This is a genomic window from Marinobacter sp. NP-4(2019) (assembly GCF_003994855.1).
Taxonomy (GTDB): Bacteria; Pseudomonadota; Gammaproteobacteria; order Pseudomonadales; family Oleiphilaceae; genus Marinobacter.
In genome coordinates this window covers 4,261,713-4,287,645 of the sequence record NZ_CP034142.1, presented here as the reverse complement: position 1 = coordinate 4,287,645, position 25,933 = coordinate 4,261,713, and the positions used below count along the sequence as shown (strand labels likewise).

The following is a 25,933-nucleotide window of genomic DNA, read 5'->3' as shown; positions in this document are numbered from 1 at the left end:
AAAGTCTTCCGGAAAGGCTACCCCCGCAGTCTGAAATGAGCTATGGCATAACCGTCACACACTCAGGGCACACCGGTCACTTCGGGCCACTGCCCAATCATGCCTGTGGTTGATATGATTGCACCCCATTGGCAACAACAACCAAAACAGGACCACCATGCTCAGTTTCCTGCCAGCCCCCGTTATCGGCGTACTCAACTCCATCCTGCTGGGAATCAATACCCTGTTCTGGTGCCTGCTGCTCTACATACCGGCGGTGCTTAAACTGATCATCCCGCACCAGGGCTTCCGTGTACTCTGCACCAAAGCGATCATCTGGATCTCGGAATCCTGGGTGGCCTGCAACACCGGCTGGATGAAACTCACCCACGGTACCCGCTGGGATGTGAAAGGCGCGGAAAACCTGAAACGGGAAAGTTGGTATCTGGTACTCAGCAATCATCAGAGCTGGGTCGATATCTTCGCCATGCAGCGGGTGTTCAACCGCCGCGCACCGTTTCTGAAGTTTTTCCTGAAGCAGCAGCTGATCTGGGTGCCGGTCATTGGCCTGGCCTGGTGGGGACTGGATTTCCCGTTCATGAAACGGTACACCCGGGAATATCTGATCAAGCATCCTGAAAAGCGCGGCGAAGACCTCAAGGCCACCCGCCGGGCCTGTGAAAAGTTCCGCTACACCCCCGTCAGCGTGATGAACTTCGTGGAAGGCACGCGCTTTACCCAGGCCAAGCACGACAAGCAGAAGTCACCCTACACCCACCTGCTTACCCCCAAGGCTGGCGGTGCTGCTTTTGTGCTGGACGCCATGGGCGACTCCATCCAGACCCTGGTGGATGTGACCATTGCCTACCCCGGCGGCGCACCGACCTTCTGGGACTTTATCTGTGGCCGGGTAAGGGAAGTGAAGATGGAAATTCACACGGTTGCCATCCCGGAACACCTGAAAGGGCGGGATTACTCGACGGATGCCGAACACCGCAGGAACGTGAAGGACTGGCTGGCGGATCAATGGCGGGCCAAGGATGAGCGCCTAGAGCGAATGCTGGAGCAGTAGCGTCATCCGAGGTCAGCCATTGCTGTCCTCGTCGTCTTCCTCGACCTCGTCGGGATGCTCCTGCTTGTAGCGCTCCCACTCCTCCCAATCATGGGGTGTGCCAGCGTGGGGACGCTTCAGGTGTTTTGCGTGCTCCATCGCGTTATGGCGCAGGCTGTGATCCCGCTCCTCTTCGTCCTTGTCGAAACCGTATTTCTTGAGGAATTCGTCAGGACTGATGGGCATGGCGCACCTCCTTCGTAAGGTATTGCCTGATTAATACGGTGCACCTGTCCCTGCGGTTTTTCAACCCTTCGGCGGTTCCTCTGGCCGGGCGATTTCTTCGGCGTCCACCAGCCTGAAATTGATCTGCTTGCGTTCCTCGTCCACGTCCGCAAAGGTCACGGTGACCGGCTGTTCCAACTGGAAGATGCGGCCGTTCTTGTTGTGGATGAGTCGCAGGGTGACCGGATCAAAGCCGTACTTGCCTTCCAGGGTACGACAGCTGACAAAGCCTTCCAGGCCGTTGACGTCCAGGCGAACAAAAAATCCGGCGGGCACGGTACGGCTGATAACACCGGTCATGGGGTCGGCCCCGAGGGTCTTGGCGAAATCGCTCTTGAGCCAGTTTTCCAGGCTGTTTGCGGCCTGACGGGCACGGATCTGGGTAGTCTGCAATTCAGCCAGTTGCGCTTCGGTCAATTCGCCCATGGGTTCCTGCCACAGAATCGATTTGATCAGTCGATGCACATGGAAATCACTGAATTTGCGCAGGGGCGACGTGAAGGTGGTGTAAGCCGGTAGACCCATACCCTGGTGAGGGGCGGCTGTGAACGTCAGTTCCGCTCGTGCCAGCTGGCGGGAGATGATCGCCTTGACCGGGACCTCGGCGTCCAGTTGCTCCGTGCGTTTCATCAAATCGCGGAAGCCCTCGGCGGAGGTTGCATCGACAGCGGCCAGCTCCGGGGCATGGTTTTCGAGGAGGGAGCGGATGTTGTCTGCCCGATCATCACGCAGGCCGGGGTGCTGGATAAACAGTCCCTTGGGCTGCTGGCTGAGGAAATCCGCGGCACAGCGGTTGGCGGCCACCATGCATTCTTCGACCAATCGATGAGCCTCGTTCTGAACCGAGGGTTCGATCAGCCGCACCCGCTTGTTTTCGTCCAGACGCAGGCGGAATTCAGGGCGATCCGCGCTCAGCAGCGCGTGCTCGCTGCGCCATTTGCGCAGGGCGGTGGCGGTCTGGTGCAACTGGTCGAGGCTGTTGGCGACGGCGTCGGGCAGAGCCTTGATGTCGTCGTCTTCTCGACCCTCGATCAGGTTGGATACCAGCTCATAGCTGAGTTTTCCCTTGGACTGGATCACTGCCTTATGGAAGCTGTACTCGCCCAGGCTGCCATCGTTGTTGACCTGCAGGTCGCACACCAGCGCCAGGCGCTTGACGTCCGGCATCAGCGAGCACAGCCGGGTGCTGAGGCTGTCCGGCAGCATCGGCAGGGGCTCACCGGGGAAATAGATCGCGGTGGCCCGGTTAAAGGCCTCGGCTTCGGCGGCACTGCCCGGCTCAATGACCGCGGTGGGGTCGGCAATGGCGATGGACAGCTTCCAGCCGGTGGCATTGGGTTCCGCCAGCAGGGCGTCGTCCATATCCTGGGTGCCCGGGCTGTCGATGGTGACATAAGGCTGGGCGGTGCGATCTTCGCGATCACCGGACCTGGCTTCAATGGTGCCTTCGTCCAGGGCTTCCGCCTGTTTCTTTACCGCTTCCGGCCAGACGTCCGGCAGGTCGAAGGTGGCCAGAGTAAAGGACCGCTCTATACCCGGCTCTCCAGCCTTGCCAATGACTTTGAGGATCTTGGCCTGGCCCTTGCCATCCTTGATCGGATGTTTGTGGATGCGGCAGTAAATGAAGTCGTCCTGCTCGGCGTTCATCCGCTCTTTCGGTGGGATGAAGATCCAGCGATTGATACCGGGGGTTTCCGGCACCACAAAGTGCCCCTTGCCCTTGATCAGATAGCGGCCGACGAAGGTGGTCAGGCTGCTTTCCAGCAACTCGTCCACCACGCCCTGGATTTTGCCCTTGTCGCCTTCCTGTTCGGCCACCTTGACGCGGTCACCGGGCAGCACTTTCTGCATTTCTTCCGGTGGCAGAAATACGTCCCGGCCCTCATCCAGTGCTACGAAACCGAAACGTCCGTTGGTGGCTTTGACGGTGCCGGGAAAGACCACCTTGTTTTCCTTGATGTCGGTTTTCAGCTGGCGCAACTGGCTGAGAGCGTCGGCATTGAGCATGAACGGGACCTGGCTGGCGAATAGTGAATGTCAGGGGCGGAGTATACCGGTTATGACGGGATGCGTCAGACCCGAAAAGTCATTAATTGTACTCCGCGAACACCTTGGACTGGCCCTGTTCGTTGAATAGCAGAACCTGATAATGATCCTTGCGGTCACCCACTTCCATACCCGGCGATCCCGCGGGCATACCAGGAACACTCAGACCCTTGGCTTTGGGCGCGTCGGCGATGAGGCGCTGGATGTCGTTGGCGGGGACGTGGCCTTCGATGACGTAGTCACCTATGAAAGCGGTGTGGCAGCTGGCCAGCGCCGGGGTCAGACCTGCGTCGATTTTGATCTGGTTGAGGTCATTGGTTTCTGTAACTTCAATGTCAAAGCCGTTGTCTTCCAGGTGATCCACCCAGTCGCTACAGCAGCCGCAGGAAGGGGACTTATATACATGGATGCTATTAGTGCCTTCCGCCGCCAGCAACGGGGTACCGGCAAGGATGTTAAGACCAAAAGCGGCGGTTAGGCCGAAAGCTTTTTTACGTAAGGTCATGTCAATTTCCTCAGTGATGGTGGCTGTGATCGTCGTCGGAGGTGCCGGCGGATGACGGTGACAGCCAGAACCACCAGACGATGGCAGCCATCAGTAATAATCCTCCGGAGTTGACCAGAAGTGTGCTCATCAGTTCCGCTCCTGTTGCGGGGTGTCGATGTTTTTGTGGCTGGTCCGGAACAACCTCAGGCGGTTGGCGTTGGAGACCACCGTGACTGATGACAGGGACATGGCGGCGCCAGCAAAGATCGGGCTCATCAGTATTCCCCAGACAGGGTAGAGCAGGCCGGCAGCCACCGGAATACCCATTGTGTTGTAGACAAACGCGCCAAACAGGTTTTGGTGGATGTTTTTTACTGTGGCGCGGGAGATTTCAATGGCATCGGGCACGCCATGCAGCGAGCCTCGCATCAGCGTGATGGCGGCACTTTCAATAGCAACATCGGTGCCGGTACCGATGGCAAAGCCGACATCAGCCGCGGCCAGAGCCGGAGCGTCGTTGATACCATCACCGACCATGGCAACGGTATAACCCTTGCCACGCATTTCACTGACCACCCCGGCCTTGTCTGCCGGCAGCACCTCCGCGCGATAGTCGTCGATACCGGCCTTGGCGGCAATGGCCCTGGCGGTGGCGTCCACGTCACCGGTGACCATCATGACCCGGATGCCGTCGTCATGCAGGCGCTGGATCGCGGCTTTGGAATCCGGCTTGATGGCATCGGCGACTCCGATAACGCCCAGCACATCATCGCCCTTAGCCAGGAAAAGCGGGGTTCCGGCTTCTTCGGTGATGGTCCGGGCGGCATCGGTAAGTCCGTTGCAGGACAGCCCCTCATCTTCCAGCCAGCGGCGGTTGCCCAGGCGTACCGGTTGGTTGTCGAGCTCGCCTTTGACCCCCTTCCCGTTGACAGCTTCAAAGCGGTTCACCTTTTCAGGCTGAATTTTGTCCTGTTCCGCTCTGGCAAGGATGGCCTCTGCCAAGGGATGCTCGGAATGCTGCTCCAGGCCAGCGGCGATCGCTAACAGGCGTTGTTCATCACCATTGGCGGCATGCACATGTGTGACCGCCGGATGACCTTCGGTAATGGTGCCGGTCTTGTCCAGAATCACCAGGTCCAGCTTGCCGGCGGTTTGCAGGGCATCGCCCTGGCGAATCAGCGCGCCATACTCCGCCGCCTTGCCAACCCCAACCATGACGGACATGGGGGTGGCCAGGCCAAGGGCGCAAGGACAGGCGATAATCAGCACCGTGGTGGCTGCCACCATCATATGGACCACCGCCGGTTCCGGGCCGACGTTGTACCAGACCAGTGCAGCCACTACGGCAATAAGCATGACCGTGGGCACGAACACCGACGAAATCCTGTCGGCCAGCCGGCCTATGGCGGGCTTGGAACCCTGCGCTTTCTTCACCAGCCTGATGATCTGCGCCAGTGCGGTTTCGCTGCCCACCCGGGTGGCCTCATAAACAATCGAGCCATGGGTGTTCAGGGTGCCGGCGGACACCTCATCGCCTTCGGATTTGCTCACCGGCATTGGCTCACCGGTGAGCATGCTTTCATCAATCCGGGTCGAGCCTTCGGCAATCACACCGTCGACGGGCAGTTTCTCCCCGGGTCGGACCCGGATGCGATCGCCCTTGCGGACCTCCTCCACGGGCATATCCCGTTCTTCACAGTCACGGATCACCCGGGCGGTTTTCGCTCGCAGGTCCAGCAGCCGACGCACGGCCTCCGACGTCTTGCCCTTTGCTCTCAGCTCCAGTGCCTGGCCCAGGTTGATCAGGCCGATGATCATCGCCGAGGCTTCAAAGTACACATGGCGTGCCATCTCCGGCAATACGCCGGGTACGCTGGCCACGACCATGGAGTAGAGCCAGGCGGTACCGGTGCCGAGGGCGATCAGAGTGTCCATGTTGGCGTTGTGGTGCTTGAAGGCTTTCCAGGCGCCGGTAAAGAAGTGACCGCCGGTGACTGCCATAATGACCAGGGTCAATGCACCCAGCCCGAGCCAGGTGGCCTGATTCGCGTCTGTCACCATCATGGTGCCAAAGCCCATGCCCCAGACCATCAATCCCAGGCCCAGCCCCAGACTGACCGCCATCTTGACCAGCAGGGTCTTGTACTGCTTCCGGTCCTCTTCCTGCTTGCGGTCGTCCGCTTCGTCCTCATCTTCAATCACACTGGCGCCATAACCGACACTCTCCACGGCTTTCACCAGAGCCTGAGGATCTGCCTCACCCGTGGCCGTTGCGGTGTTGTCTGCCAGATTCATATGGGCATGGCTGATACCGGCCACCGACATCAGGGCTTGCTCAATAGTGTTCACACAGGAGGCGCAGGTGGCACCGGTCACGGAAAGATGAATCTGCCCGTTTCCTGTGGTGGCCGGTTCTGCCCGATTGCTTTCGCCAACTGCCTCGGGGGCATCACGGGACGGATAATCCGTCGGGCCCTCATTTTCTCTGGCGTCCCCGGCCGTGGATGTACAGCAACTGGAAGGCTCTGACGTTTCCCTGATGGGCTCTGCCGGGTAGCCGGTTTCCGTCACGATCCGCGCAGCCTCGGTGGCATCCACCCCCTCTGGCAGGGCGACGGTCTGCTGCTCAAGATCCACTTCCACCAGCTCTGAATCACCAATGAGCGGCTCCAAAGCGGTTCGGATCTTCTTCACACAGCCCTGGCACGAGGCGCCGGAAATATTGAGAGTGGTCTGTAGTACAGGTGCATCGGTCATTCGTTAGTGCTCCTCACTCTGACTGTCTGCCCGGTGAGGGGGCATCGGGTCTTCCCAGTGTTCGATCAACCGGCAAATGGTATGGCCATCCGGCGTACCGTCCGGCATGTCCTGCCAGGCCGCCATCGCTGACGTCATCCGCTGGCGCAGCTCCTGCAGCTCCCGAATTTCCCGTTCCACCTCCGCCAGCCGCTGCTGGAATACATCCCGCACCATCGGACACGGAGAATTATGGCCATCCGCCTGCTCCAGAATCTGCCGGATCTCCGGCAGCGAAAAGCCCAACTGCCGGGCCTTGCGGGCAAACCGCAGCCGCCGAAGGTCCTCGGCATTAAACTGCTGATAGTTGTTGTCCGGATTGCGGGTCGGCTTCAACAGGTTTTCCCGGGTATAGAAACGCACGGTATCTGGATTTACGCCGGCAGCTTTTGCAATGTCTTTGACTTTCATCATCTATTTTGGGCCCCGCCATCAGTAAATAGGTACAGGAATCCACGACTGAAGTAAGCGGAGTGTTAAGGCAGTAACGACTTTCGAAAATGCTCGTAGCCATGGATGGCGAAGAGCAAGCGTACAGGGACGTATTCACAGCGGTTTTCGGAAGTCGTTACTGCCTTGACACGGCAAACTCCAACAACCCAATGATACTCTAAAACCTATGAGCGGCTCACAGGTCAAAGGTTTTTGAAGAAAGGAAAGGTACTATTGGCCCTTGGCGCGAAGGAATGTCCCGCAGGCCTTGCACTGGTCCGGCGCCATCAGCTTCGCCTGCCAGCCAATCTTGCGACCACAGGCCGGACAGGCCAGCCGCAACTGAAGCACAATAATCGGCGTGATCAGCACCGCGATCAGAACCCCGAGAGGCCCCCAGCTTTCACCACTGGACAAGCCCAACTGGCTGCTGAACACCAGAATAATCGTCAGCGCCACGAAGGCAAAAATAAAATAATTCCGGTTCCAGCGCTCCCACTGGCGGATTTTCCGGTCTTGTTCAGGGGTCAGGTAGCGGCTGGTCATGGAATCTTACCTTGCTGGAAATGGTCCGAAACGACAGTTAAACGGCGCCGGCTAGATGCGGCTATCCGCCGGAACGTCGGTAACCATAGTACCTTCGCTCAGGGCTTTTTCCAGTGCGGCAGCGGGAACCGGCCGACTGATCAGGTACCCCTGGGCCAGGTCACACTGGTGATCCTTCAGGAACGCCAACTGCTCCATGGTCTCGACACCCTCCGCCACAACCCGGATGCCAAGGTTGTGTGCCAGATTGATCACCGCCCGGGTGATCACCGCATCGTCGTGCCGCTCGGTGACCTCGGTAATAAATGAGCGGTCGATTTTCAGCAAGTCGACCGGAAAGTCCCGCAGATAGCCCAGTGATGAGTAGCCCACCCCGAAATCATCGATGGCAAGGTGGACGCCCAACTGGTGGAGCCGGGACAGCTGATTGAGATTGTGTTCGATGTTCTGGATAAAGATTTCTTCAGTCAGCTCCACCTCCAACTGGTGTGGCGGCACCTTGTGGGTCTCCAGGGCTTCCTGAATATGGTCCACCAGACTTTCATCATCCAGCTCACGTCCAGAGAGGTTGACCGCAACCCTGAGATGCTCGAAAGGCGTACCGCGCCACCGGGCAAGCTGCTGACAGGCGGCCATCACGACCCAGCGTCCGATCTCGGTGATGCGGCCGCTCTCCTCGGCCAGCGGGATAAACTCGATTGGAGGCAGCAGTCCACGGCGCGGGTGTTGCCATCGTATCAGGGCCTCAGCACTGTTGATTCTGGTGCTTTCCAGGTCGACCTGTGGCTGGAAGTGGAGCACAAACTCGTCGTTGGCAAGCGCCTGACTGAGGTCCTTATCCAGTTCCAGGCGCATGACCTCCCGCTCCTGCATGCCTTCGGTATAGAACTGGTAGGTGTTGCGTCCCTGCTCCTTGGCCCGGTATAGGGCAATATCGGCATTACGGAGTAGGGTGTCGGTATCCAGACCACTCTGTGGATAGACCGCAACGCCCATGGTCGCGGTGACGCAGTGGGCCTGATTCTGGACCTCGAAAGGTTCTGAGAAACATTGCTTGATCTGGCCCAGCAGATGAATGACGTCGTCCAGGCTGTCTACATGTTGCTGGCAGATCATGAACTCGTCTCCACCGGAGTAGGCCACCAGGACCTTCTCACTGCTCAGGCTGTTCAGGCGCTCGGATACCTTGATCAGCAATTCGTCCCCGAACTGGTGGCCAAGGGTGTCGTTGAGCATCTGGAAGCGGTCGAGATCCATCATCACCAGAGCGACCTGGCGCATCTGCCGGTCGGCAATGCTGAGGGTGTGGCTGAGGTCTTCCATGAAGAAACGGCGGTTTGCGAGTCCGGTCAGGGCGTCGGTGGATTCCAGGCGGAGCAGATCCTGCTGCACCGCTTTGCGCTGGTCTATTTCAAACTCCAGTTCTTTACGGGTCTTCAACAGGGCGCGATTGCGCTTGAGCAAGATCTGGACCAGCAACGTTGTCAGGCTGGTCAGTATCCCCATGAACAGAATGGAGGTAAACGTAGCCCAGGGCCATATGCTCTTGCGGTTGTTGACCCAGTCGGTTGACGGGGTAACCGTCAGCGACCAGTTCATCGTCGGCAGGTCCACGTCGACGGTGTGGGAATAATCAGTGGCAAACTCGCCGTCTATGTTGAGTTCGTAGGCAAGGGCATCATCTTCAGAAATGCGAATATGGAAGGCGTCCAGGACCCTGCGGGTCAGTAATTGGCGAGCCAGGGTTTCCATCTGGAAGACGCCGGCGATGAATCCGTTGTTTTCATCGCCGGAGTGCACCGGAACATAGATGACCAGGCCCTTGCCCCCCTGCCTGAGGTCGATCACACCGGAGATATCGATGGTGCCGTTGGCTTGCGCAGCCTCCAGAGCCGTGCGGCGTTCCGGGGAAAACGCCACATTGTAGCCGATCACCTCTTCGTTGCCGGACAGGGGTTCCAGCCAGCGAATCACGAACTGCCGGTCAATCCATTCCAGGGCCTGATAGACGCCGAAGTCGTCCAGATAGTTTCTGGCGTCCTCGCGCCACAACTCTTTCGTCATGTTCGGATTCGCCTCAAGGCGTCTTGCCATGCGGCGAATCGCTTGTACGTGGGCCAGGAATTCCCGCTCGAGGTTGACGGCCATGGCTTGGGTTTCGCCGGCCAGGTTGTTTTCAAGCTGGTGCCTGTCCTGCCGCTCTATGCCGTATTTGAGAACAGAAGCAAATCCGAGAAAAACGATAAGAATCAGTACTGGAAAAACGGGGTGCAGAAGCCCTTTGACGACTTTGTTTGTCACTGATTCAGGTTTTTCCACACTTCACTCCGGTCTGGTGCACCAACAACAGTATCTATCGGCAGATTGTGTTTGATTATGAGGGTTACGGGCGGCCACCGGCCTCTTGTTGTATACGCCGCCTTGCTGTATTTCGCCTGAATCTCATGGATTTGCCAGTCTTCGGATTGCTTGCAGTGAGTATGGCAGAAGGCCGACAGTTCGAACAGGTCGTGGGTCACAGGATGGCCCGGCATGAATACCCTGACACTAGAGCGAGCCACCGGTGATCGGCGGTACGCCGAGTCGCGGAATCTCCTGCTTTGGACAGCGATCCATAACAACGGTCAGGCCGGCGGCTTCCGCTTTCCGGGCGCCTTCCTCATTGATCACGCCAACCTGCATCCACACCACCGGAATGTTGAGTTTAATCGCGGCATTGATCACCGGTCCGGTGCGTTCCGGTGCCAGAAACAGTTCCACCATGTCCACCGGTTCGGGCAATGCGTTGAGATCGGCGTAAACCGTTTCCCCGAGCAGCTGTTGGCCGGCCAGCTTTGGATTGACCGGGATGACCCGATAGCCCCGGCTTTGCATATACGCCATGACCTCATGGCTGGGGCGGTGGGATTTGTTGCTGGCGCCCACCAGGGCAATGGTGCGAATGCTGGTTAAAATGGCACGGAGCGCTTCTGGTGTATGGGTTGGCATGGTTGTGTAAGCCCTTTAAACAATGTGAATGGCCGGCCGGGCGCCGGCTCGCCGGTCTCCGGAGATGATACTATAGGTCTTTGATCGCCAAGGCTTGCATGTAATAGGATCGCTGTTCAAGGTGCTCACCGAGGTGAGCCGCCCCGTAATCTGAAAAGGACCTGAGTATGGCTGTCTTGACCATGCTGGGAGTTGGCCACTCCGAAGCGATTGACCACTGGAATAATAACGCCATGGTAGAGGCCGGTGGCCGCCGGTTACTGATTGATGCCGGCTATACCATCAAGTTCGCGTTGCGGGATCGGGGGCTGACCCTGGCTGATGTCGACGCCGTCTTCATCACCCATGCCCATGCGGACCACTGCTTTGGCCTGGAACGGCTGGGATACGAGTGTCGTTTCCGTTACGACTTCAAACCTGTGCTGTATTTACCTCCCGGGGTTTATGAAGAATTGTGGGAGCACACCCTGAAGGGGGTGATGGGGCAGGTGGGGGAAGGGCCTGCGGAGCTGACGGACTTTTTTGATGTGGTTCTGCTGGACGACCAGCCCTTCGAGTTCGAGGGCGTCAGGTTGCAGCCGTTCCAGAACCGGCATACCCCGGAAAAACCGTCCTATGGCCTGATGATCAACGATCACCTGCTGTTCAGTGGCGACACTCGCCCGATTCCTGATCTGGTGGCGAGATTTGCGCCGCAGACCATTCTTCACGATGCCACCCTGTCGGATTGGAACCCGGTCCATGCCTCGGTTCGTGAACTCCGCGAACACTATTCGGGCGCGCTGCGTGAGCGTATGTACCTGATGAGCTACGAAGACAATTTCGAGCAACATCGTGCAGAAGTGGAACGGGAGTTTGCCGGCTTTGCCCGTCAGGGTCAGGAGTTCGCCCTTTGACCGAAGAAACCGTTCTTGCCCGGGTCATACATTCCGATCTGAAAGCCGGTCGTTTTCTTGTGCTGGTGACCGAGGATCAGCGGCTGGCCTACAGTCACTGGCGTCCGTTCCAGCAGGCGGGCTATCCGGCGGTCACCGTTGGTCAGGGTGTCCGGGTACGGCTCGGTCGTGATCGACGGGATGGTGTGACGCTGGTGGTACGTGAGGTACTCAATACTGTCGAGGCGCAAGGGGTGGCGTTAGACAGCCATGGGCTGGGTTTGCCATCGGAGCAGCCGCGCCAGGTGACCGAGGCGGAGTTCCTGGCGGCTGTGGCTTCGGCAGACGGGGTGACCGTGATTGCCAATGCGGTCATTGACGGCTCGGAACAGTCCGGCCTGGATTTTTCCGGATCCATCGTGCTGATCAATTGCCAGGTGGTGGGTGATTTCCGCTGGCTCGGGGCTCGATTCCGGGGCAGTTTCTGGTGCCTCAACTGCCGCTTCAACAATCATTTCAGTCTGAAGTCCGGGCGCCTGGATGGCAGCGTCGTCATGTTCGGCTGCGATTTCAGCGGTGCTGGTGGTATCTCGTTCCGGGGCATACGGGCCTGTTCTGTGCTGATGGAATTCGGTACCCGTGGCAGCGACGACATGCTCTGGCTCAACGAAATGACCCTGAGTGGCTGTCTGGCACTGAACGGCAGCTTCCAGGCGCCGGTGCAACTACTGGCGGTCCAGGATGAGGCGCCGGTGAACGATTCTCCGTTCCTGGGTCAGGTCTATATTGGCCGCCAGAGTTACCACGCCGAACAGTTGAGCAGAAACTGTTTTGACGGCGGGTTGTTGATGGAAGGGTATACAGTGTCAGGCTGTATTGAAATCCGCCGCAGCCATCTGAACCAGTTGCGGCTGGGGGAACTGGCAGCGGAATCCATCCTGGTGGAGAACTGTGAACTGGCTGCGGACCTCTGGCTGGATCGGGTGACGGTGACGGACGAAGACGCCGGCATCGGCATCCAGGATACCCTGGTGGGCCGCCACCTGCGGATGACCGGGCATCATTTCCGTGGCCGCTTGTGTCTGAACGGCTCATCGGTGAGTCAGGCCTGGATGCTGGAACTGGAAGCGCCCGAGGAAGGTACCCCGAGGGTAGAGATGGCACGTTTCCACGCCGAACAGGCGTGGTTTGATCCAGTGTCCCTGATCTACGGTGCCAAACCGGCCCGGCGTTCGACAACGCCGCCGCCCTTCGGCTTGCTGGCGCGGGCGATGATGCCGCGTCCGAGCGGTGATGACCGCCGTCATCTGGCGGAAGCCTACACCCGCTTCAAGAACTGGATGTCCACCACCGGACACCTGCGGGAGGAAGACCACGCCTTTTTCCATATGCGGCACCATAAGGAAACCAACAGGGTGCGCCGATTCCTGCTCGGGGGTGTTTTCGGGTGGGGTATCCGGTTCCGGAATATTCTGGCGGCGGCGCTGATGATCGCAATCCTGTTTGCGGTAGCGTTCATCACGGTCGGAGTCAGAACCGGAGAAGCGGTAATGCTCAGCCTGCAGAGTTTTATCAGCAGTTTCTATGGTCAGTGGAGTGCACCGGAACCACCTGCCACCGGGCTACTCTCTGTGCTGGTCACCCTGGAATCCATGATCGGAGTGCTGTTTGTGACCGTATTGGTGGGTGCCTACATTCGCAAGCTGCTGAGATAACACCGCCATGTGGTACCTGTGTGGACTGGGAAGTAACATCGATCCGGAACAGAACCTGGTGAGGGCCGTCACCCGGCTGCTGGAAAGCCACGACTCCCTGTGGCTGTCGCCGGTCATCCATACCCGCCCCCGGGGTATCGACACGGAACGCCCGTTTCTCAATGCGCTGGCGGTGGTGTTCAGTCCGTTATCCCCGACACAGCTCAAGGACCACTTCAACCAGCTGGAGGAAGCCCTCGGGCGGGACCGCTCAGACCCGCTCAGCAGTCGCAAGGATCGCCCTATTGATGTCGATATCCTGGAGTACAGCGAAAGCGGTCGCTTCCTCGGTGAGGGGATCGATGAGCCCTATTATCGACGGCTTTTTGAAGGAAGGACTGAAAATTCAGTCCGCGCTTCCCTGACCGTGGCGGGCCATACCCTGGGCCAGGCGTCGGCCACCATCCACCGGGATCTGCGCGCCGGTGATGAAATCGTTGTCCAGCAGGGCCAACACCTGCATGACCACACTGTGAAAGCCTCCCTCACGGGCCAGCAGGGTCTCTGACAACACCTGCTGTCTCTGGCTGTCGGTATGACGGGGCAGGAAGCCTATGGGGCCGGGCATAATGGCATTGACCCGCACATCGGGCGCCAGCAGTGCGGCATAGCTCAGGGTCAGGTTGGCCAGGGCCGCCTTGGACGCACAGTAGGCGCCATAAAGCGGGTTGGGGCGTTCGGTGAAGATATCGGTGATGTTGACGATCAGTGACGGGCGCCCGTATTCCCTGGCCGCGGTTTCCAGAGCTGGGGCCAGTCCGTGCATCAACTGCATGGGGGCCGTGCTGTTGGTCTGAAACAGGCGGGCGGCCTGGGCTGGTCGCTCCTGTGGATTTTCGGCATCGGTTTCGAAGGCGGAGGCGTTGTTCACCAGCAGACTGACGCTGGTCGTGGCGCGCACTATGTCATCAATCCGGGCCTGGACCGCATCCGGATCGGCCAGGTCGACCTGGAGGGCGGTAACACCCTGACGAATGAGGTGATCTACCTCTTCGGTGTGGGTCCGGTGCAGGGCGAATACCCGGTAGCCCCGCTCAACCAGGGCCAGGCTCACTTCATAGCCAAGCCTTCGTCCGGCACCGGTGATTACGGCAACTGGCGCGGCCGACATGGGATCAGTCCCGGTGGCTGAGCAGTTGCAGGAATTCGGTTCGGGTCGCCTGGGATTTGCGGAACTGGCCCAGCATCACGGAGGTCTTCATGCGGGAATTCTGTTTCTCCACGCCCCGCATCATCATGCACATGTGCTGAGCCTCGATCACCACTGCCACGCCCTTGGCACCGGTGACCGACTCGATGGCTTCGGCGATTTCCCGGGTCAGGTTTTCCTGGATCTGCAACCTGCGTGCGTACATGTCGACGATACGAGCAAACTTGGACAGCCCGAGAACCTTGCCCTGCGGCAGGTAGGCGATATGGCACTTGCCGATAAACGGTAACATGTGGTGTTCGCACATACTGTAGAGTTCGATGTCCTGAATCATCACCATCTCGTCCATGGAGGATTCAAAGACGGCGTTGTTGACCAGTTCACCCAGGTCCTGCTGATAGCCGTTGGTCAGGAACTGCATGGCCTTGGCCGCGCGCTTGGGTGTGTCCATCAGGCCCTCGCGGGAGGTGTCTTCCCCCAGGCCATTGATGATGTCGCGGAAATGGCCGGCCAAATCTTCCAGGGAGTTGCTCATAATCGGTTCCGGTATTCAGTGTCTGATTCAAGGCGAAGCTTAAGGGAAATCGCCGGTTATCTCCATGGTTTACGTGGACCGGTCCGCAAAAGACTACACGTGGCCGGGATAACACCCGCAAATCCGCTCCACAGCTATGGCGGCTCCCACAGGTTTGTTCTACAGTTTTAGTCTGCAAACTTTTCCAGGAACAGGGCATGGATCAGGTCATCGCTGGACACACAATGGCTTCCCGGAGCGCTCAACAGGTTGGAACACTGGAGTGGTGGCAACAGGGCGGCAAATGGTTCAGTTATGAAGGCCATGCCATTTTCAGCCGGATGGCGGGGCAGGGCGAGCCGCTGATCCTGCTGCACGGGTTTCCAACCGCCAGTTGGGACTGGCACCGAATGTGGCCAATGCTGACCCAGCAGTACAACGTGCTGGTACTGGATATGCTGGGGTTCGGTTTTTCCGACAAGCCGGTACCATACGACTACAGTATTGAAGACCAAGCTGATCTGTTCGAAGGCTGGATTTCCGGCCTGGGCCTTAAAACCGTCCACCTGTTTGCCCACGACTATGGCTGCAGTGTGACTCAGGAGTTGCTGGCCAGGGAACAGGAAGGCACGTTGCCGTTTCGCATTGCCAGTATCTGTTTTCTCAACGGCGCCCTGTTTCCGGAGGTTCACCACCCTCTGTTGATCCAGAAGCTGCTGTGTAGTCCTCTGGGTGGCCTGATCAGTCGTGGCCTGAGTCGCCGGACCTTTGAGCGCAATTTCCGCCGGTTGCTGGGACCGGCCAACCCGCCGGACCGCCAGGACATGGACGACTTCTGGCAATTACTTACCTACAACAACGGCCGCGGCATCCTTCATCACCTGATTCATTTTATGGAAGAACGGCGTTGTCACCGTAATCGGTGGGTGGGCGCCCTGCAGAAGGCCACGCAGCCCATGCGGTTGGTGTCCGGTGTCGCCGATCCGGTTTCCGGTGCCGCCATGGCGAGGCGCTACCGGGAACTGGTACCGAACGCCGATGTTGTCAGTTTGCGCAATGTGGGGCATTACCCGCATTTTGAGAGCCCCTGGGACGTGTTTTCAGCTTACCGGGAGTTTCGCAAGCAGCAGTAATCGCCGACAGGTTCTCAGGTGTCAGCGATCAGTTCCCCGCCGCCCTCGTCGGTTGGACGTGAGACGTTCACGGATTTTGGGGCGCTGATGACCTGATTCCGCCCCTGGGATTTGGCCCGGTACAGTGACTGGTCAGCACGATTCAGCCACACTGACCAGGTTTCACCTTTGGCCACTTCCGCCACGCTGGCACTGGCCGTGAGCCGGATATCATCCACAAAAGGTCTCGCGCTGATGCTGGTCAGCAACTCCTGGGCCAGGGTCTCGGCGTCCCGCTGGCGGGTTTCCGGTAACACCAGCATGAATTCTTCACCGCCAATTCGAAACAACTGGTCACTTTCCCGAAGGCGCCGTCGAATCCTTACTGCCAGTTCCGTCAGTACCTGATCGCCGGCGAGATGCCCCCATTGGTCGTTAATTGTCTTGAAGTAGTCGAGATCCAGCAGGATCAGGCTGGATACCCGTTCGTAACGTTCCCGCATCTGGATCTGGCTGTTGAGGATGTCGGCCAGCTGCGATCGATTGAGGCAGCCGGTGAGGGGGTCGGTGGTGGCCAGGCGCGTGAGTTCGCCCTGGAGTCGACCGACCAGCCAGGCAAACACCATTGCAAACACGCAGGTAAGGCCAAGGGAAAAGGTGATGCGCCAGAAATCCGCCTCCGGAAACTGGAGAAACGACACCACCGCCATTACCGTGACAAAAAAAATGTTGCAGATGGTGGCCTCCCGTAATGGCAACAGAAAAAATAGGGCCGTGGCGGCCGGGTAAGCCCAGTAAAGGCCGGCATGGCCGTTGATGGTCGTGGAATAGCCTGCGCAGATGACCGCCAGCAAGGGAAACAGTCGTCCTTTGAGAAAATAGATATTGCGGAACCGGAGAAGCGCGATCACCAGCAAGGCATTGATGCAGAATAGGATCAGCAGCCCCGATAGCAGATAATTGCCGTGATTCCACTGCACCAGGACCAGTGGGGCGACGGCAATAAACGCCCAGAAGTGGAGGTGGTAGACGATCTGACGCTTGAAACCCAGCACTGCGAGGGTAGGGTTGGTGGCGACTTTGTCCGTTGAGAGTAATGGATTCACAGCACACTCCCGCTGTTCCTGTCCTATTGAGCCCGCTTCCGTGACCGCACTCCAGAAAGTCTAGCATGGTGTGTCGTCGGGTGTGGCACAATTAGCGACCGGTATAGCTGCGCGGCCTCTGGCTGAGAGCCTGGCAGTTCGCTAAACTCCCGGAGTTTTCATAGGGGGAGCATCATGACAGCCATACATACCCGATCGCCTGCGCTGACTATCCGGGCGGGTCGTCGTGCCCTGCAGCGGCTGGAGGACAAGCCGCTGTCGGCTGAGGATGTCCATGTCATCCCTGGCGCCGCTGGCGGCCCCAAGGCCCTGGGTATTTCGGGGCTGGACAAGGCCATTTTTGGTGACTGGTTGCCCGCGGTCCCGCAGGAACGGTCGTTGATCGGTTCCTCGATCGGTAGCTGGCGTTTCGCCGCGGTTGCCTCGACCGACGATCCCAAGGCCCAGTTGGCACGCCTGGCCGACCTTTATACTTCCCAACGGTTTGCCAAGGGTGTGAGTACGGCGGAAGTGAGCCGCAAGAGTGTCCTGTTTCTGGAAGAACTGCTGGGCGGTCACGAGGACTATTTGCTGAATCACCCGCTTTATCGCCTGAATGTGGTGGTGGTTCGTAGTCGTGGTCTGCTGGAGCATGACACGAGGGGGCGTCTCAGTCTGGGGCTGATGAATGCGATCAGTGCGAATATGGTCAGTCGTCGTCATCTGGGACGTTTTATGGAGCGCGGTATTATTCACGATGCCCGTCTGAAAGCGCCGGTGTCGAAGCTGGTGGATTTCCCCAGCCATGAGGTACCGCTGACCCGGGATAATCTGTTGCCGGCGTTGCTGGCTTCGGCATCGATTCCGATGGTGATGTCTGGTGTTCGCAATATTCCCGGTGCCCCTGATGGGGTTTATCGGGATGGCGGTTTGCTGGATTATCACCTGGATCTGCCCTATGAGCAGCCGGGCATCATTCTGTACCCGCATTTCACGGATAAGGTGGTGCCAGGGTGGTTCGACAAGAGTCTGCCCTGGCGTCGCGGTGATGCGACCCGTCTTCAGGATGTGTTGCTGGTGGCGCCTTCACGGGAGTATCTGGAGTCGTTACCGGATCGTAAGCTGCCGGATCGGAAGGATTTCGAGAGGTACGCTGGCGATGATGTCGGGCGTGAGCGCTCCTGGCGTAAGGCGATTGCCGAGAGTGACCGGCTGGGGGATGAGTTTATGGAGTTGGTTGCTTCCGGGCGGTTGGCTGAGGTGGTTCGGCCGCTTTGAGCTGGGGGAAGACGGGCTGGCGGGGCCACAGGGTCAAAAAGGAGAAACGGTGGTTTCTTTGAATTTTTTGACCCTGTGGCCCCGCCAGCCCTTGTTGGATCCATAGAGCCAAAAAGGAGAAACGGTGGTTTCTTTGAATTTTTTGACCCTGTGGCCCCGCCAGCCCTTGTTGGATCCATAGAGCCAAAAAGGAGAAACGTGGTTTCTTTGAATTTTTTGACTCTGTGACCCCACCGGCCCTTGATCGACCGTGTGCTGAACCGTTCGAGGGTTATGTCTGTTTGGTTTGCCGCGCTTGCTTTTCGGGTAAGCCAGAGGCCAGGGCGGCGGCCATTGCTACCAGGCCGGCGGATATCCATAGGCAGGCTTCGAGGCCATAGGCCTGGTAAATCCAGCCGGACAGGATGGTGCCGAGCAGTCTTCCTGCGGCATTGGACATGTAGTAGAAGCCTACATCAAGTGACACGCCATCGCCCCGTGCATAGCTGACGATCAGATAGCTGTGGAGGGAGGAGTTGATGGCAAACAGTACGCCGAATAACAACAGGCCCCCGATCACCACAATCTGGGGCGACCAGCCTGCCATCAGGCCAATGGCAATCGCTGCTGGGATCAATGCCAGGGCGGCGGCCCAGAGTACTGCCGGTTGCTTGCCTTCCATGTTGCCGGTGATACGCGGCGCTATGGTCTGGATGAAGCCGTAGCCGATGATCCAGGTGGCCATGAAGCCGCCGACTTTCCAGAAATCCCAGCCGAAGACGGTGTGCAGGTACACCGGTAGGGCCACGACGAACCAGACGTCGCGGGCGCCGAAGAGGAACAGGCGGGCGGCGGAGAGGACGTTGATGGCGCGGCTCTTGGAGAGGATGTCGGTGAATTTGGGTTTGGCCTTGCTCTTGCCCAGTTCCTGTTTGAGCAGGAACAGGCTGGCCAGCCACACCAGCAGCAGGCCGGCGCCCATGATGATGACCGCACCCTTGAAGCCGGCGGCCATTAACAGTACCCCGCCGAGGAAGAAGCCGACGCCTTTCAGGGTGTTCTTGGAGCCGGTGAGGATGGCCACCCACTTATAAAGCCGGCCCTGTTGTTCGTCGGGTACCAGCAGTTTGATCCCGCTCTTGGCGGACATTTTGTTCAGGTCTTTGGCGATGCCAGACAGGGCCTGTGCCGCCATAACCCAGGGCACGGTGAGCATGGCTGCCGGTACCGCGAGCATGCCCAGCGCCAGCACTTGCAGAAACAGCCCCAGGTTCATGGTGCGGTTCAGACCGATGCGGGCACCGAGGTAGCCGCCCACCAGGTTGGTCACCACGCCGAAAAACTCGTAGAAAATGAACAGCAGCGCGATTTCCAGTGGCGAGTAGCCCAACTGGTGGAAGTGCAGCACCACCAGCATCCGCAGGGCGCCGTCCGTGAGCGTGAAGGCCCAGTAGTTGCCGGTGATCACCAGATACTGTCGGATAGCTGCAGTCATCTCAGGCAGAACCCACCCGGCGCGCCAGCTCGGCGGTGCGGTTGGCGTAGCCCCATTCGTTGTCGTACCAGGCGTAGATCTTCACTTGGGTGCCGTTGACCACCATGGTGGACAGGGCATCGATAATGGATGAGCGCGGATCGGTCTTGTAGTCGATGGATACCAGCGGTCGTTCCTCGTAACCCAGAATGCCTTTCAGCTCACCTTCAGCAGCTTCCTTCAGTAACTGATTAACGGTTTCCCGGTCGGTGGGCTGGTTCACTTCAAAGACGCAGTCGGTCAGTGAGGCGTTGGTCAGCGGAACCCGCACGGCGTGGCCATCAAGCCGGCCCTTCAGTTCCGGGAAGATCTCAATGATCGCGGTGGCCGAACCAGTGGTCGTCGGGATCAACGAACTGCCGCAGGCCCGTGCCCGCCGTAGGTCTTTATGGGGCGCATCAATAATGGTCTGGGTGTTGGTCAGGCTGTGAATGGTCGTAATGGACCCGTGTTTGATGCCCAGTTTCTCGTGAATCACCTTGACCACTGGTGCCAGGCAGTTGGTGGTGCAGGAGGCGGCGGTAACAATCCGGTCGTTTGCCGGATCAAAAATATCATCGTTGACGCCCACCACAATGTTCTTCGCGCCTGCCTCTTTCACCGGTGCGGTGACAACAACGCGCTTCACACCCTGATCCAGGTAAGCCTGTAAGACACTGACTTTCCTGTTAACGCCACTGGCCTCGATCACCAGATCGCAATCGGACCAGTCGGTCTCGCCGATGGTCTTGTTGTGAGTCACGCGAATACGCTGGTCACCAATGACAACATGGGTGCCATCTGTACAGGCTTCGTGATCCCAACGACCGTGGATGCTGTCAAAGTTCAACAAATGCGCCAGCGTTCCGGCATCGGCGCCCGGATCGTTAATGGCCACAAACTCCATCTCCGGCCACTCCCAGGCTGCCCGCATGGCCAGCCGGCCGATACGACCAAACCCGTTGATCCCCACCTTGATTTTACTCATAACTGTTCTCCCGAAGGCGATGACTTAAATCCGATGTGGTGATTGCCGGGGTATGGGGGTCAAAAACGTTCAAGGAAGCCACGGTTCCTGTTTTTGACCCCCATACCCCGGCAATCGCCACCAACTCAACATTTGCAGGCCACTTGCCTCAGACACACTCCATGTTAACGGGACGGTCGGGCATGGTTGCCAGCCGGGTCAGGAAGGGCTTCAGGAACGGGCCGTTGGCGTCGGCGGTGTCGCTCAGGATATCGAGAACCCATTCGGGCATCGCCGGATGCAGGCGGTAGTAGACCCACTGGCCACGGCGTTCGTCGTCCAGCAGTGCCAGTTCTCGGAGCTGCGCTAGATGGCGGCTGACTTTGGGCTGGGATGCCTCCAGCGCGGCGGTGAATTCGCAGACGCACAATTCGGTTTGCTGATGGACCATCAGCATGATGGCAAGGCGATTTTCGTCCCCAAGTGCCTTGAATACCGCTGCGGGATCATAGCTGACAGCCTGGCTGGTGGCTTTCTGGTGCACCATGACAAACAGGCTCAGGCGCTCGCGCAGTTCTTTCATCACCAGGGCAAAGGCCCCATGACTGTTGCGGGGAGCCGGGTCGGGGAAATCCCAGGCGATGCGCTGAGCGGGCTCGCAGATCGAGTCGCATTCCTGCGCGGCCTTGTCGCACAGGGTAATTATGTAATCCCACGGTTCTTCGATCAGGCTGCTCAGGGGCTTACTGTAAACGGTATCGGGGTTGATGCCCGCCTCGCGGATGCATTGCAGGGCCAGCGGGTGCGGTTTTTCCGGCCGGGTGCCGGCACTGGCGACTTCGAACTGGTCGCCTGCCATGTCTTTCAGCAGCGCTTCGGCCATCAGGGAGCGGGCGCTGTTGGCGGTACAGACAAACAAGACTTTGCGGCGGGATGACATGATTATCACCATATATAACAAAAAGTGAATATAATGATAAGTGAATGTTTTGTCGTTGGCAACGGTGTTGGACATCACGGCTATACTGCCCAAAGGACATGACATCAACGATGAGGAGTCTTCCATGGCCGCTGCAAAGCCTGAAATCCCCAGGACAACGCCCTGTTCGGTTCTGGTCGAGGCCGGCAAGACTTATTTCTGGTGTGCCTGTGGCCGCAGTCAGTCCCAGCCTTTTTGCGATGGCTCACACAAGGGGACCGGTTTTACCCCGATAAAATACGTCGCCGAGAAAAAGGAATGGGTCTGGTTTTGTGGCTGTAAACAGACCGGGAACGCGCCTTTGTGTGACGGAACCCACAAGACCCTCTAACGTCAGGAGGCCGCTGGCCGGGCGCTAATGCGGTAGCCGGTAAAGCCGTGGACGGGGTCCTGCAGCGCGAGGATGCGGAGTGTCGCGGGTACGATATTTTCGTCCTGGTCGGCGGTTAGCAATGCCAGGTCGATTCGATGCATCTGTTTTTCGCTGCGTGCCGCTGCCAGGGCCCTGCGGAAATTGGAGCGGTTATCGGGAGCAACAAGGTCCTCGAAAGGCGTTCCCGACAGGTCGGCAGGCGCCCGCTCCAGCCACTCCGCGACGTTGGCCGATATGAAACCAATACAGCCCTGCTCGTCCAGTTCCCCGATCATCGCCCCAGAAAGCGCCACCAAATCGCGGCTGCGCTGTTCACTGTCATTCAGCGCCTGGCGCAGGATGGATTTCTCCACCTGAATATTACCCAGTTGCTGGTCCAGCTTTTCGGTGGCGAGCAGGCGGTGATTCAGTTGGTCGCGAAGTGCATGAATACGGGCGCACAACAGGAGTGTCAGTACCACGCCGATGGCAGTGATTATGGCGCCTGCCGTCCAGGTGGCATATCGTGCCGTATCGGCTTTCTGCCGGAAGAGGGTGTTATCCGGCATGGTGGTGATGAGCCAGTGATGCTGGTCCAGATCGATTTCCGAACGCAGGGAGCGCGAGTCATCCAGCGCGAACAGGGCTCCGGACTGGAATAGTGGCATCTTGGTGTGGCGTTCCAGGGTATCTACCCGTATTGATGCGAGATTGGGGTAAGGCGTGGAAAAGACCGACGCCAGCCATTCCTCCACTTGGCGCTCGGGCGACTGGGCGACGGCCTGTGCGTGCAGCCGGTTGACGAGGGCATCATGCTGGGCGCGATAAGCATGCTCGGCCAGGATTCGGGTATGGTTTGCCAGCTGTTCGGCGGTAAAGGCGGTAACGGTCAGACCAGCAACCAGCACCACCAGTGGTACCCAAAGGAAGGGGCGCCACAGTGAACGAAGGATCTGCCCCGGGCTCCTGGTGAGACTGGTGCTTTCCATGGCTCTGTCCGTCTTGACGATCAATAGTGATCAAGGGGCGAGTTGTGCACCCGCTGACATACTCACTTTAGACCAACGGAGGGCTGCAGGAAAAGTCGGGCGTTCAGGCCTGGGTTTGTCGCGCTCCGCCATAAATCAGCAGGAACACACTGAACGCAGTCACCACCACCGACGGGCCGGCCGGAGTATCCAGGTGCCAGGACAGGGTCAGCCCCCCACCGACCGCCACGAAACCGAACATAACCGCCAGTAGCGTCATGTGTTCGGGGCTTCGTGCCAGACGTCGTGCGGTGGCGGCCGGAATGATCAGCAGCGCGGTGATCAACAGCACGCCGACGATCTTCATGGCCACGGCGATGACCAGTGAGAACATCAGCATCAAGACCAGTCGCAGGCGTTCAACGGGAATGCCCTCAACCCGTGCCAGCTCTTCGTGGATGGTGCTCATCAACAGGCTTCGCCAGAGCATCACCAGTAGTAGCAGGATCAGCAGGGCGCCGCCATAGATCCACAGCAGGTCATTACGGCTCATGGCCAGCAGGTCGCCGAACAGCAGGCCGGTGAGGTCGACGCGGACATCGGGCATGAAGCTGAGGGTGACCAGGCCGATAGCGAGCGCGCTGTGGGCGAGGATGCCCAGCAGGGTATCCGTCGCCAGCGTGTGGCTGCGGGACAGCAGTACCAAGGCAATCGCAAGCACCACACAAGTGATGATGACGCCGACGTTGAGGGGCACGCTGATCAGGAAGCTCAGGGCAATGCCCAGCAGCGCGGAGTGCGCCAGGGTATCGCCAAAATACGCCATTCTCCGCCAGACCACGAAACAGCCGAGGGGGCCGGCCACCAGGGCCACGCCAAGACCGCCCACCAGGGCCCGCCAGAAAAAATCATCGAGTACGGCATCAATGATGGGCATGGTCGCACTCCTGATGGCGATCGTTGCTGACCACTCCGGACACGACATCCCCGTGCAGATCGTGGCGGTGATTATGGTGATGGTGGTACACCGCCAGACTCTCCGCCACGGGTTGTCCGAAGGTCTCGATGAACGCAGGGTCTTGGGAAATATCCGCGGGATACCCGCTGCAGCAGATGTGCTGGTTGAGACAGATCACCTTGTCCGTGGCGGCCATCACCAGGTGAAGGTCGTGGGAGATCATGATCACGCCGCAATGGAGCTGGTCCCGAAGCTGTCGAATGAGGTCATAGAGCGCCGCCTGGCCGTTGATGTCGACGCCTTGTGCCGGTTCGTCGAGGACCAGCAGGTCCGGTTTCCTCGCCAGGGCACGGGCCAGTAACAGACGCTGTTTCTCGCCCCCGGACAGGTGGTGGATAGAGGCATCAACCAGGTGCCCCACGCCGGTCTTCTCCAGCGCGGCCCGGCACTCGGAGTCGGAGCGTCCGCTCAGGGCCATAAAGCGCCTCACCGTCAATGGCAGGGTGGATTCCAGGGTCAGATGCTGTGGCACGTAACCGACCGTCAGGTTGCGGGCAAGCTTCACCGCGCCCTCCGTAACCGGCTGGATGCCGAGGACGGCCTTGATCAGGGTGGTCTTCCCGGCGCCATTGGGGCCGATAATAGTGATTATGTCCCCGCGATGGACTTTCAGGTCCACCCGGTCCACCACTGGGCGGCCATCAAAGGCGATGGTCACATGGTCAAGGGATACCAGTGGTTCAGTCATGGGGGGCATCCGCTCGGCAGGCCGGACAGAGTCCGGCGATCTCAATCATCACGTCTTCCGGTTGAAAGGCTTCAGCCGAGGCGACTTCCGAAACGGCCTGGGCTACGTTCGGCGCGGTCAGTTCCAGCACGTTGCTACAGCTGCGACAGATCAGGAACATGCCATTGTGGTGTTTGCCGGCATGGGTGCAGCCAACGAAGGCGTTCAGCGAGGCAATGCGGTGAACCAGTCCGTATTGCTGCAGGAAATCCAGCGCCCGGTAGACAGTTGGCGGGGCGGCATTATGGCCGTCCTCGGCCAGCACCGCCAACACATCATAGGCCCCCAGGGGCTTGTGGGATTGCCAGATCAGTTCCAGGACCCGTTCACGGGTGGGGGTCAGGCGTGCGTTCTGCTGCTGGCAGATAGCGCGGGCATCCGCCAGCGCCTGCGCAACACAGGCATCGTGATTGTGGGGGCGATAGGGAAGAGCGCTGGTCGGCATGGGCACTGTCCTGGAGAATTTGCAACATTATAACATTTGCAAATGTTCACGCCATGCCCCGGTATATCGGGAATCCCCGTAGGTCGGATTAGCAAAGCGTAATCCGCCAAGTCATACCTTCAGCGTGCGGCAGGTCCGATCGAATCAGTGAGCGACGTCGGCAGCCAGCGATTCCAGGTATTCAAGGTTGGGAATCCAGGCGGTATCGCCTTCCACCTCAACCTGCATCAGGTCGGCGGGGCCGGCTTCACCATCCAGTTTGCGGATCTGCTCTTCACTCAGGCGCGCCTGGCTGGGAATACCCTGGGTCACCAGTGCCATGAACGGGATCTTCCGGTGCTCGTTGCCGATGGTATTGAGCACCACAATGCGGCCACGGTTGTCGCCGGGGATTGTCAGGGTGGCGCCATTGGCGGCGTCGTAGGAAATGACCGGCAGGTCCAGCCCCCGCCAGTTCAGGTGCCCCACCAGCCACTCCGGTGTATTGGCACCGGCGTCCGTGCTGGCGTAATCCACTACCTCGGCAATGGACACGTTGGGTAACAGGAGTTGTCTGCCGCTCATCGGGATCATGACGCAGGAGAGGGTTTGACTGTTATCGCTCATC

Annotated in this window: 25 protein-coding genes and 1 pseudogene; 7 read left to right on the top strand and 19 right to left on the bottom strand. The window is 59.0% G+C overall.

Annotated elements, in window-relative coordinates:
* Nucleotides 1-157: 157 nt before the first annotated feature.
* The gene (locus EHN06_RS19520) at nt 158-1,051 is read left to right on the top strand and encodes an acyltransferase (protein WP_127334139.1); all 894 of its coding nucleotides are present in this window, start codon (nt 158-160) and stop codon (nt 1,049-1,051) included.
* A gap of 12 nt (nt 1,052-1,063) precedes the next feature.
* Here the strand turns inward: EHN06_RS19520 and EHN06_RS19515 are convergent, their stop codons facing one another.
* The 8 genes from EHN06_RS19515 to EHN06_RS19480 all read right to left on the bottom strand — a co-directional run bounded on the left by EHN06_RS19515 (nt 1,064) and on the right by EHN06_RS19480 (nt 10,610).
* Entirely contained in the window at nt 1,064-1,276 is a 213-nt protein-coding gene (locus EHN06_RS19515) for a hypothetical protein (protein ID WP_127334138.1), read from the bottom strand.
* 60 nt (nt 1,277-1,336) lie between these two features.
* On the bottom strand, nt 1,337-3,322 hold the full coding sequence (locus EHN06_RS19510) for a ribonuclease R family protein (RefSeq protein ID WP_127334137.1): 1,986 nt from the start codon (nt 3,320-3,322) through the stop codon (nt 1,337-1,339).
* Between the two features lie 82 nt (nt 3,323-3,404).
* Nucleotides 3,405-3,866 (bottom strand): DUF411 domain-containing protein, encoded by a 462-nt coding sequence (locus EHN06_RS19505; protein ID WP_127334136.1) that lies wholly within the window; start codon nt 3,864-3,866, stop codon nt 3,405-3,407.
* A gap of 129 nt (nt 3,867-3,995) precedes the next feature.
* Nucleotides 3,996-6,605, bottom strand: coding sequence for a heavy metal translocating P-type ATPase (locus tag EHN06_RS19500; protein ID WP_127334135.1), 2,610 nt, complete (start codon nt 6,603-6,605; stop codon nt 3,996-3,998).
* A gap of 3 nt (nt 6,606-6,608) precedes the next feature.
* Nucleotides 6,609-7,055, bottom strand: coding sequence for a MerR family transcriptional regulator (locus EHN06_RS19495; protein ID WP_127334526.1), 447 nt, complete (start codon nt 7,053-7,055; stop codon nt 6,609-6,611).
* 252 nt (nt 7,056-7,307) lie between these two features.
* Nucleotides 7,308-7,622 (bottom strand): hypothetical protein, encoded by a 315-nt coding sequence (locus EHN06_RS19490; RefSeq protein ID WP_127334134.1) that lies wholly within the window; start codon nt 7,620-7,622, stop codon nt 7,308-7,310.
* 51 nt (nt 7,623-7,673) lie between these two features.
* Nucleotides 7,674-9,941, bottom strand: coding sequence for a putative bifunctional diguanylate cyclase/phosphodiesterase (locus EHN06_RS19485; protein ID WP_127334133.1), 2,268 nt, complete (start codon nt 9,939-9,941; stop codon nt 7,674-7,676).
* 228 nt (nt 9,942-10,169) lie between these two features.
* Nucleotides 10,170-10,610, bottom strand: coding sequence for a CoA-binding protein (locus EHN06_RS19480; RefSeq protein ID WP_127334132.1), 441 nt, complete (start codon nt 10,608-10,610; stop codon nt 10,170-10,172).
* Nucleotides 10,611-10,777: 167 nt separating this feature from the next.
* On the opposite strand from EHN06_RS19480, the gene EHN06_RS19475 reads away from it, so the two are divergent.
* The 3 genes and pseudogenes from EHN06_RS19475 to EHN06_RS21570 form a co-directional block, all read left to right on the top strand.
* A complete protein-coding gene (locus EHN06_RS19475; RefSeq protein ID WP_127334131.1) occupies nt 10,778-11,506 on the top strand; it encodes an MBL fold metallo-hydrolase in 729 nt (242 codons plus the stop codon).
* Nucleotides 11,503-13,200, top strand: a complete 1,698-nt coding sequence (locus tag EHN06_RS19470; protein ID WP_127334130.1) for a hypothetical protein — start codon at nt 11,503-11,505, stop codon at nt 13,198-13,200. Before EHN06_RS19475 ends, EHN06_RS19470 begins: the two co-directional genes overlap by 4 nt.
* A gap of 7 nt (nt 13,201-13,207) precedes the next feature.
* A pseudogene (locus EHN06_RS21570) lies at nt 13,208-13,453 on the top strand (2-amino-4-hydroxy-6-hydroxymethyldihydropteridine diphosphokinase); the annotation flags it as partial.
* Nucleotides 13,454-13,585: 132 nt separating this feature from the next.
* Here EHN06_RS21570 and EHN06_RS19460 read toward each other — a convergent pair.
* A complete protein-coding gene (locus EHN06_RS19460; RefSeq protein ID WP_127334128.1) occupies nt 13,586-14,350 on the bottom strand; it encodes an SDR family NAD(P)-dependent oxidoreductase in 765 nt (254 codons plus the stop codon).
* 4 nt (nt 14,351-14,354) lie between these two features.
* On the bottom strand, nt 14,355-14,924 hold the full coding sequence (folE, locus tag EHN06_RS19455) for a GTP cyclohydrolase I FolE (protein WP_127334127.1): 570 nt from the start codon (nt 14,922-14,924) through the stop codon (nt 14,355-14,357).
* 197 nt (nt 14,925-15,121) lie between these two features.
* Between folE and EHN06_RS19450 the strand changes: the two genes are divergently transcribed.
* Nucleotides 15,122-16,036, top strand: a complete 915-nt coding sequence (locus EHN06_RS19450; protein WP_164735638.1) for an alpha/beta fold hydrolase — start codon at nt 15,122-15,124, stop codon at nt 16,034-16,036.
* 14 nt (nt 16,037-16,050) lie between these two features.
* Here the strand turns inward: EHN06_RS19450 and EHN06_RS19445 are convergent, their stop codons facing one another.
* The gene (locus EHN06_RS19445; RefSeq protein ID WP_127334126.1) at nt 16,051-17,121 is read right to left on the bottom strand and encodes a GGDEF domain-containing protein; all 1,071 of its coding nucleotides are present in this window, start codon (nt 17,119-17,121) and stop codon (nt 16,051-16,053) included.
* Nucleotides 17,122-17,295: 174 nt separating this feature from the next.
* Here EHN06_RS19445 and EHN06_RS19440 point away from each other — a divergent pair, with 174 nt between their 5' ends.
* On the top strand, nt 17,296-18,378 hold the full coding sequence (locus EHN06_RS19440) for a patatin-like phospholipase family protein (RefSeq protein ID WP_127334125.1): 1,083 nt from the start codon (nt 17,296-17,298) through the stop codon (nt 18,376-18,378).
* A gap of 271 nt (nt 18,379-18,649) precedes the next feature.
* Here the strand turns inward: EHN06_RS19440 and arsJ are convergent, their stop codons facing one another.
* The 3 genes from arsJ to EHN06_RS19425 form a co-directional block, all read right to left on the bottom strand.
* Nucleotides 18,650-19,852: an organoarsenical effux MFS transporter ArsJ gene (gene arsJ / locus EHN06_RS19435; RefSeq protein ID WP_127334124.1), complete on the bottom strand. Its 1,203-nt coding sequence runs from the start codon at nt 19,850-19,852 to the stop codon at nt 18,650-18,652.
* Between the two features lies 1 nt (nt 19,853).
* A complete protein-coding gene (locus tag EHN06_RS19430; RefSeq protein WP_127334123.1) occupies nt 19,854-20,858 on the bottom strand; it encodes an ArsJ-associated glyceraldehyde-3-phosphate dehydrogenase in 1,005 nt (334 codons plus the stop codon).
* 148 nt (nt 20,859-21,006) lie between these two features.
* Complete coding sequence (locus EHN06_RS19425) at nt 21,007-21,777, bottom strand: metalloregulator ArsR/SmtB family transcription factor (RefSeq protein ID WP_127334122.1); 771 nt, start codon at nt 21,775-21,777, stop codon at nt 21,007-21,009.
* Nucleotides 21,778-21,901: 124 nt separating this feature from the next.
* Here EHN06_RS19425 and EHN06_RS19420 point away from each other — a divergent pair, with 124 nt between their 5' ends.
* On the top strand, nt 21,902-22,147 hold the full coding sequence (locus EHN06_RS19420; protein ID WP_127334121.1) for a CDGSH iron-sulfur domain-containing protein: 246 nt from the start codon (nt 21,902-21,904) through the stop codon (nt 22,145-22,147).
* A 2-nt stretch (nt 22,148-22,149) separates the two neighbouring features.
* Here EHN06_RS19420 and EHN06_RS19415 read toward each other — a convergent pair whose 3' ends face one another.
* From EHN06_RS19415 to EHN06_RS19395, 5 genes are all read right to left on the bottom strand, one after another.
* Nucleotides 22,150-23,157, bottom strand: coding sequence for a PAS domain-containing protein (locus EHN06_RS19415; protein WP_127334120.1), 1,008 nt, complete (start codon nt 23,155-23,157; stop codon nt 22,150-22,152).
* A 103-nt stretch (nt 23,158-23,260) separates the two neighbouring features.
* Nucleotides 23,261-24,073, bottom strand: a complete 813-nt coding sequence (gene znuB / locus EHN06_RS19410; protein WP_127334119.1) for a zinc ABC transporter permease subunit ZnuB — start codon at nt 24,071-24,073, stop codon at nt 23,261-23,263.
* Nucleotides 24,060-24,842, bottom strand: coding sequence for a zinc ABC transporter ATP-binding protein ZnuC (gene znuC, locus EHN06_RS19405; protein WP_127334118.1), 783 nt, complete (start codon nt 24,840-24,842; stop codon nt 24,060-24,062). The genes znuB and znuC overlap by 14 nt, the downstream gene beginning before the upstream one ends.
* A complete protein-coding gene (locus EHN06_RS19400) occupies nt 24,835-25,326 on the bottom strand; it encodes a Fur family transcriptional regulator (RefSeq protein ID WP_127334117.1) in 492 nt (163 codons plus the stop codon). The genes znuC and EHN06_RS19400 overlap by 8 nt, the downstream gene beginning before the upstream one ends.
* A 144-nt stretch (nt 25,327-25,470) precedes the next feature.
* Complete coding sequence (locus tag EHN06_RS19395; RefSeq protein ID WP_127334116.1) at nt 25,471-25,932, bottom strand: chemotaxis protein CheW; 462 nt, start codon at nt 25,930-25,932, stop codon at nt 25,471-25,473.
* Between the last annotated feature and the right edge of the window lies 1 nt (nt 25,933).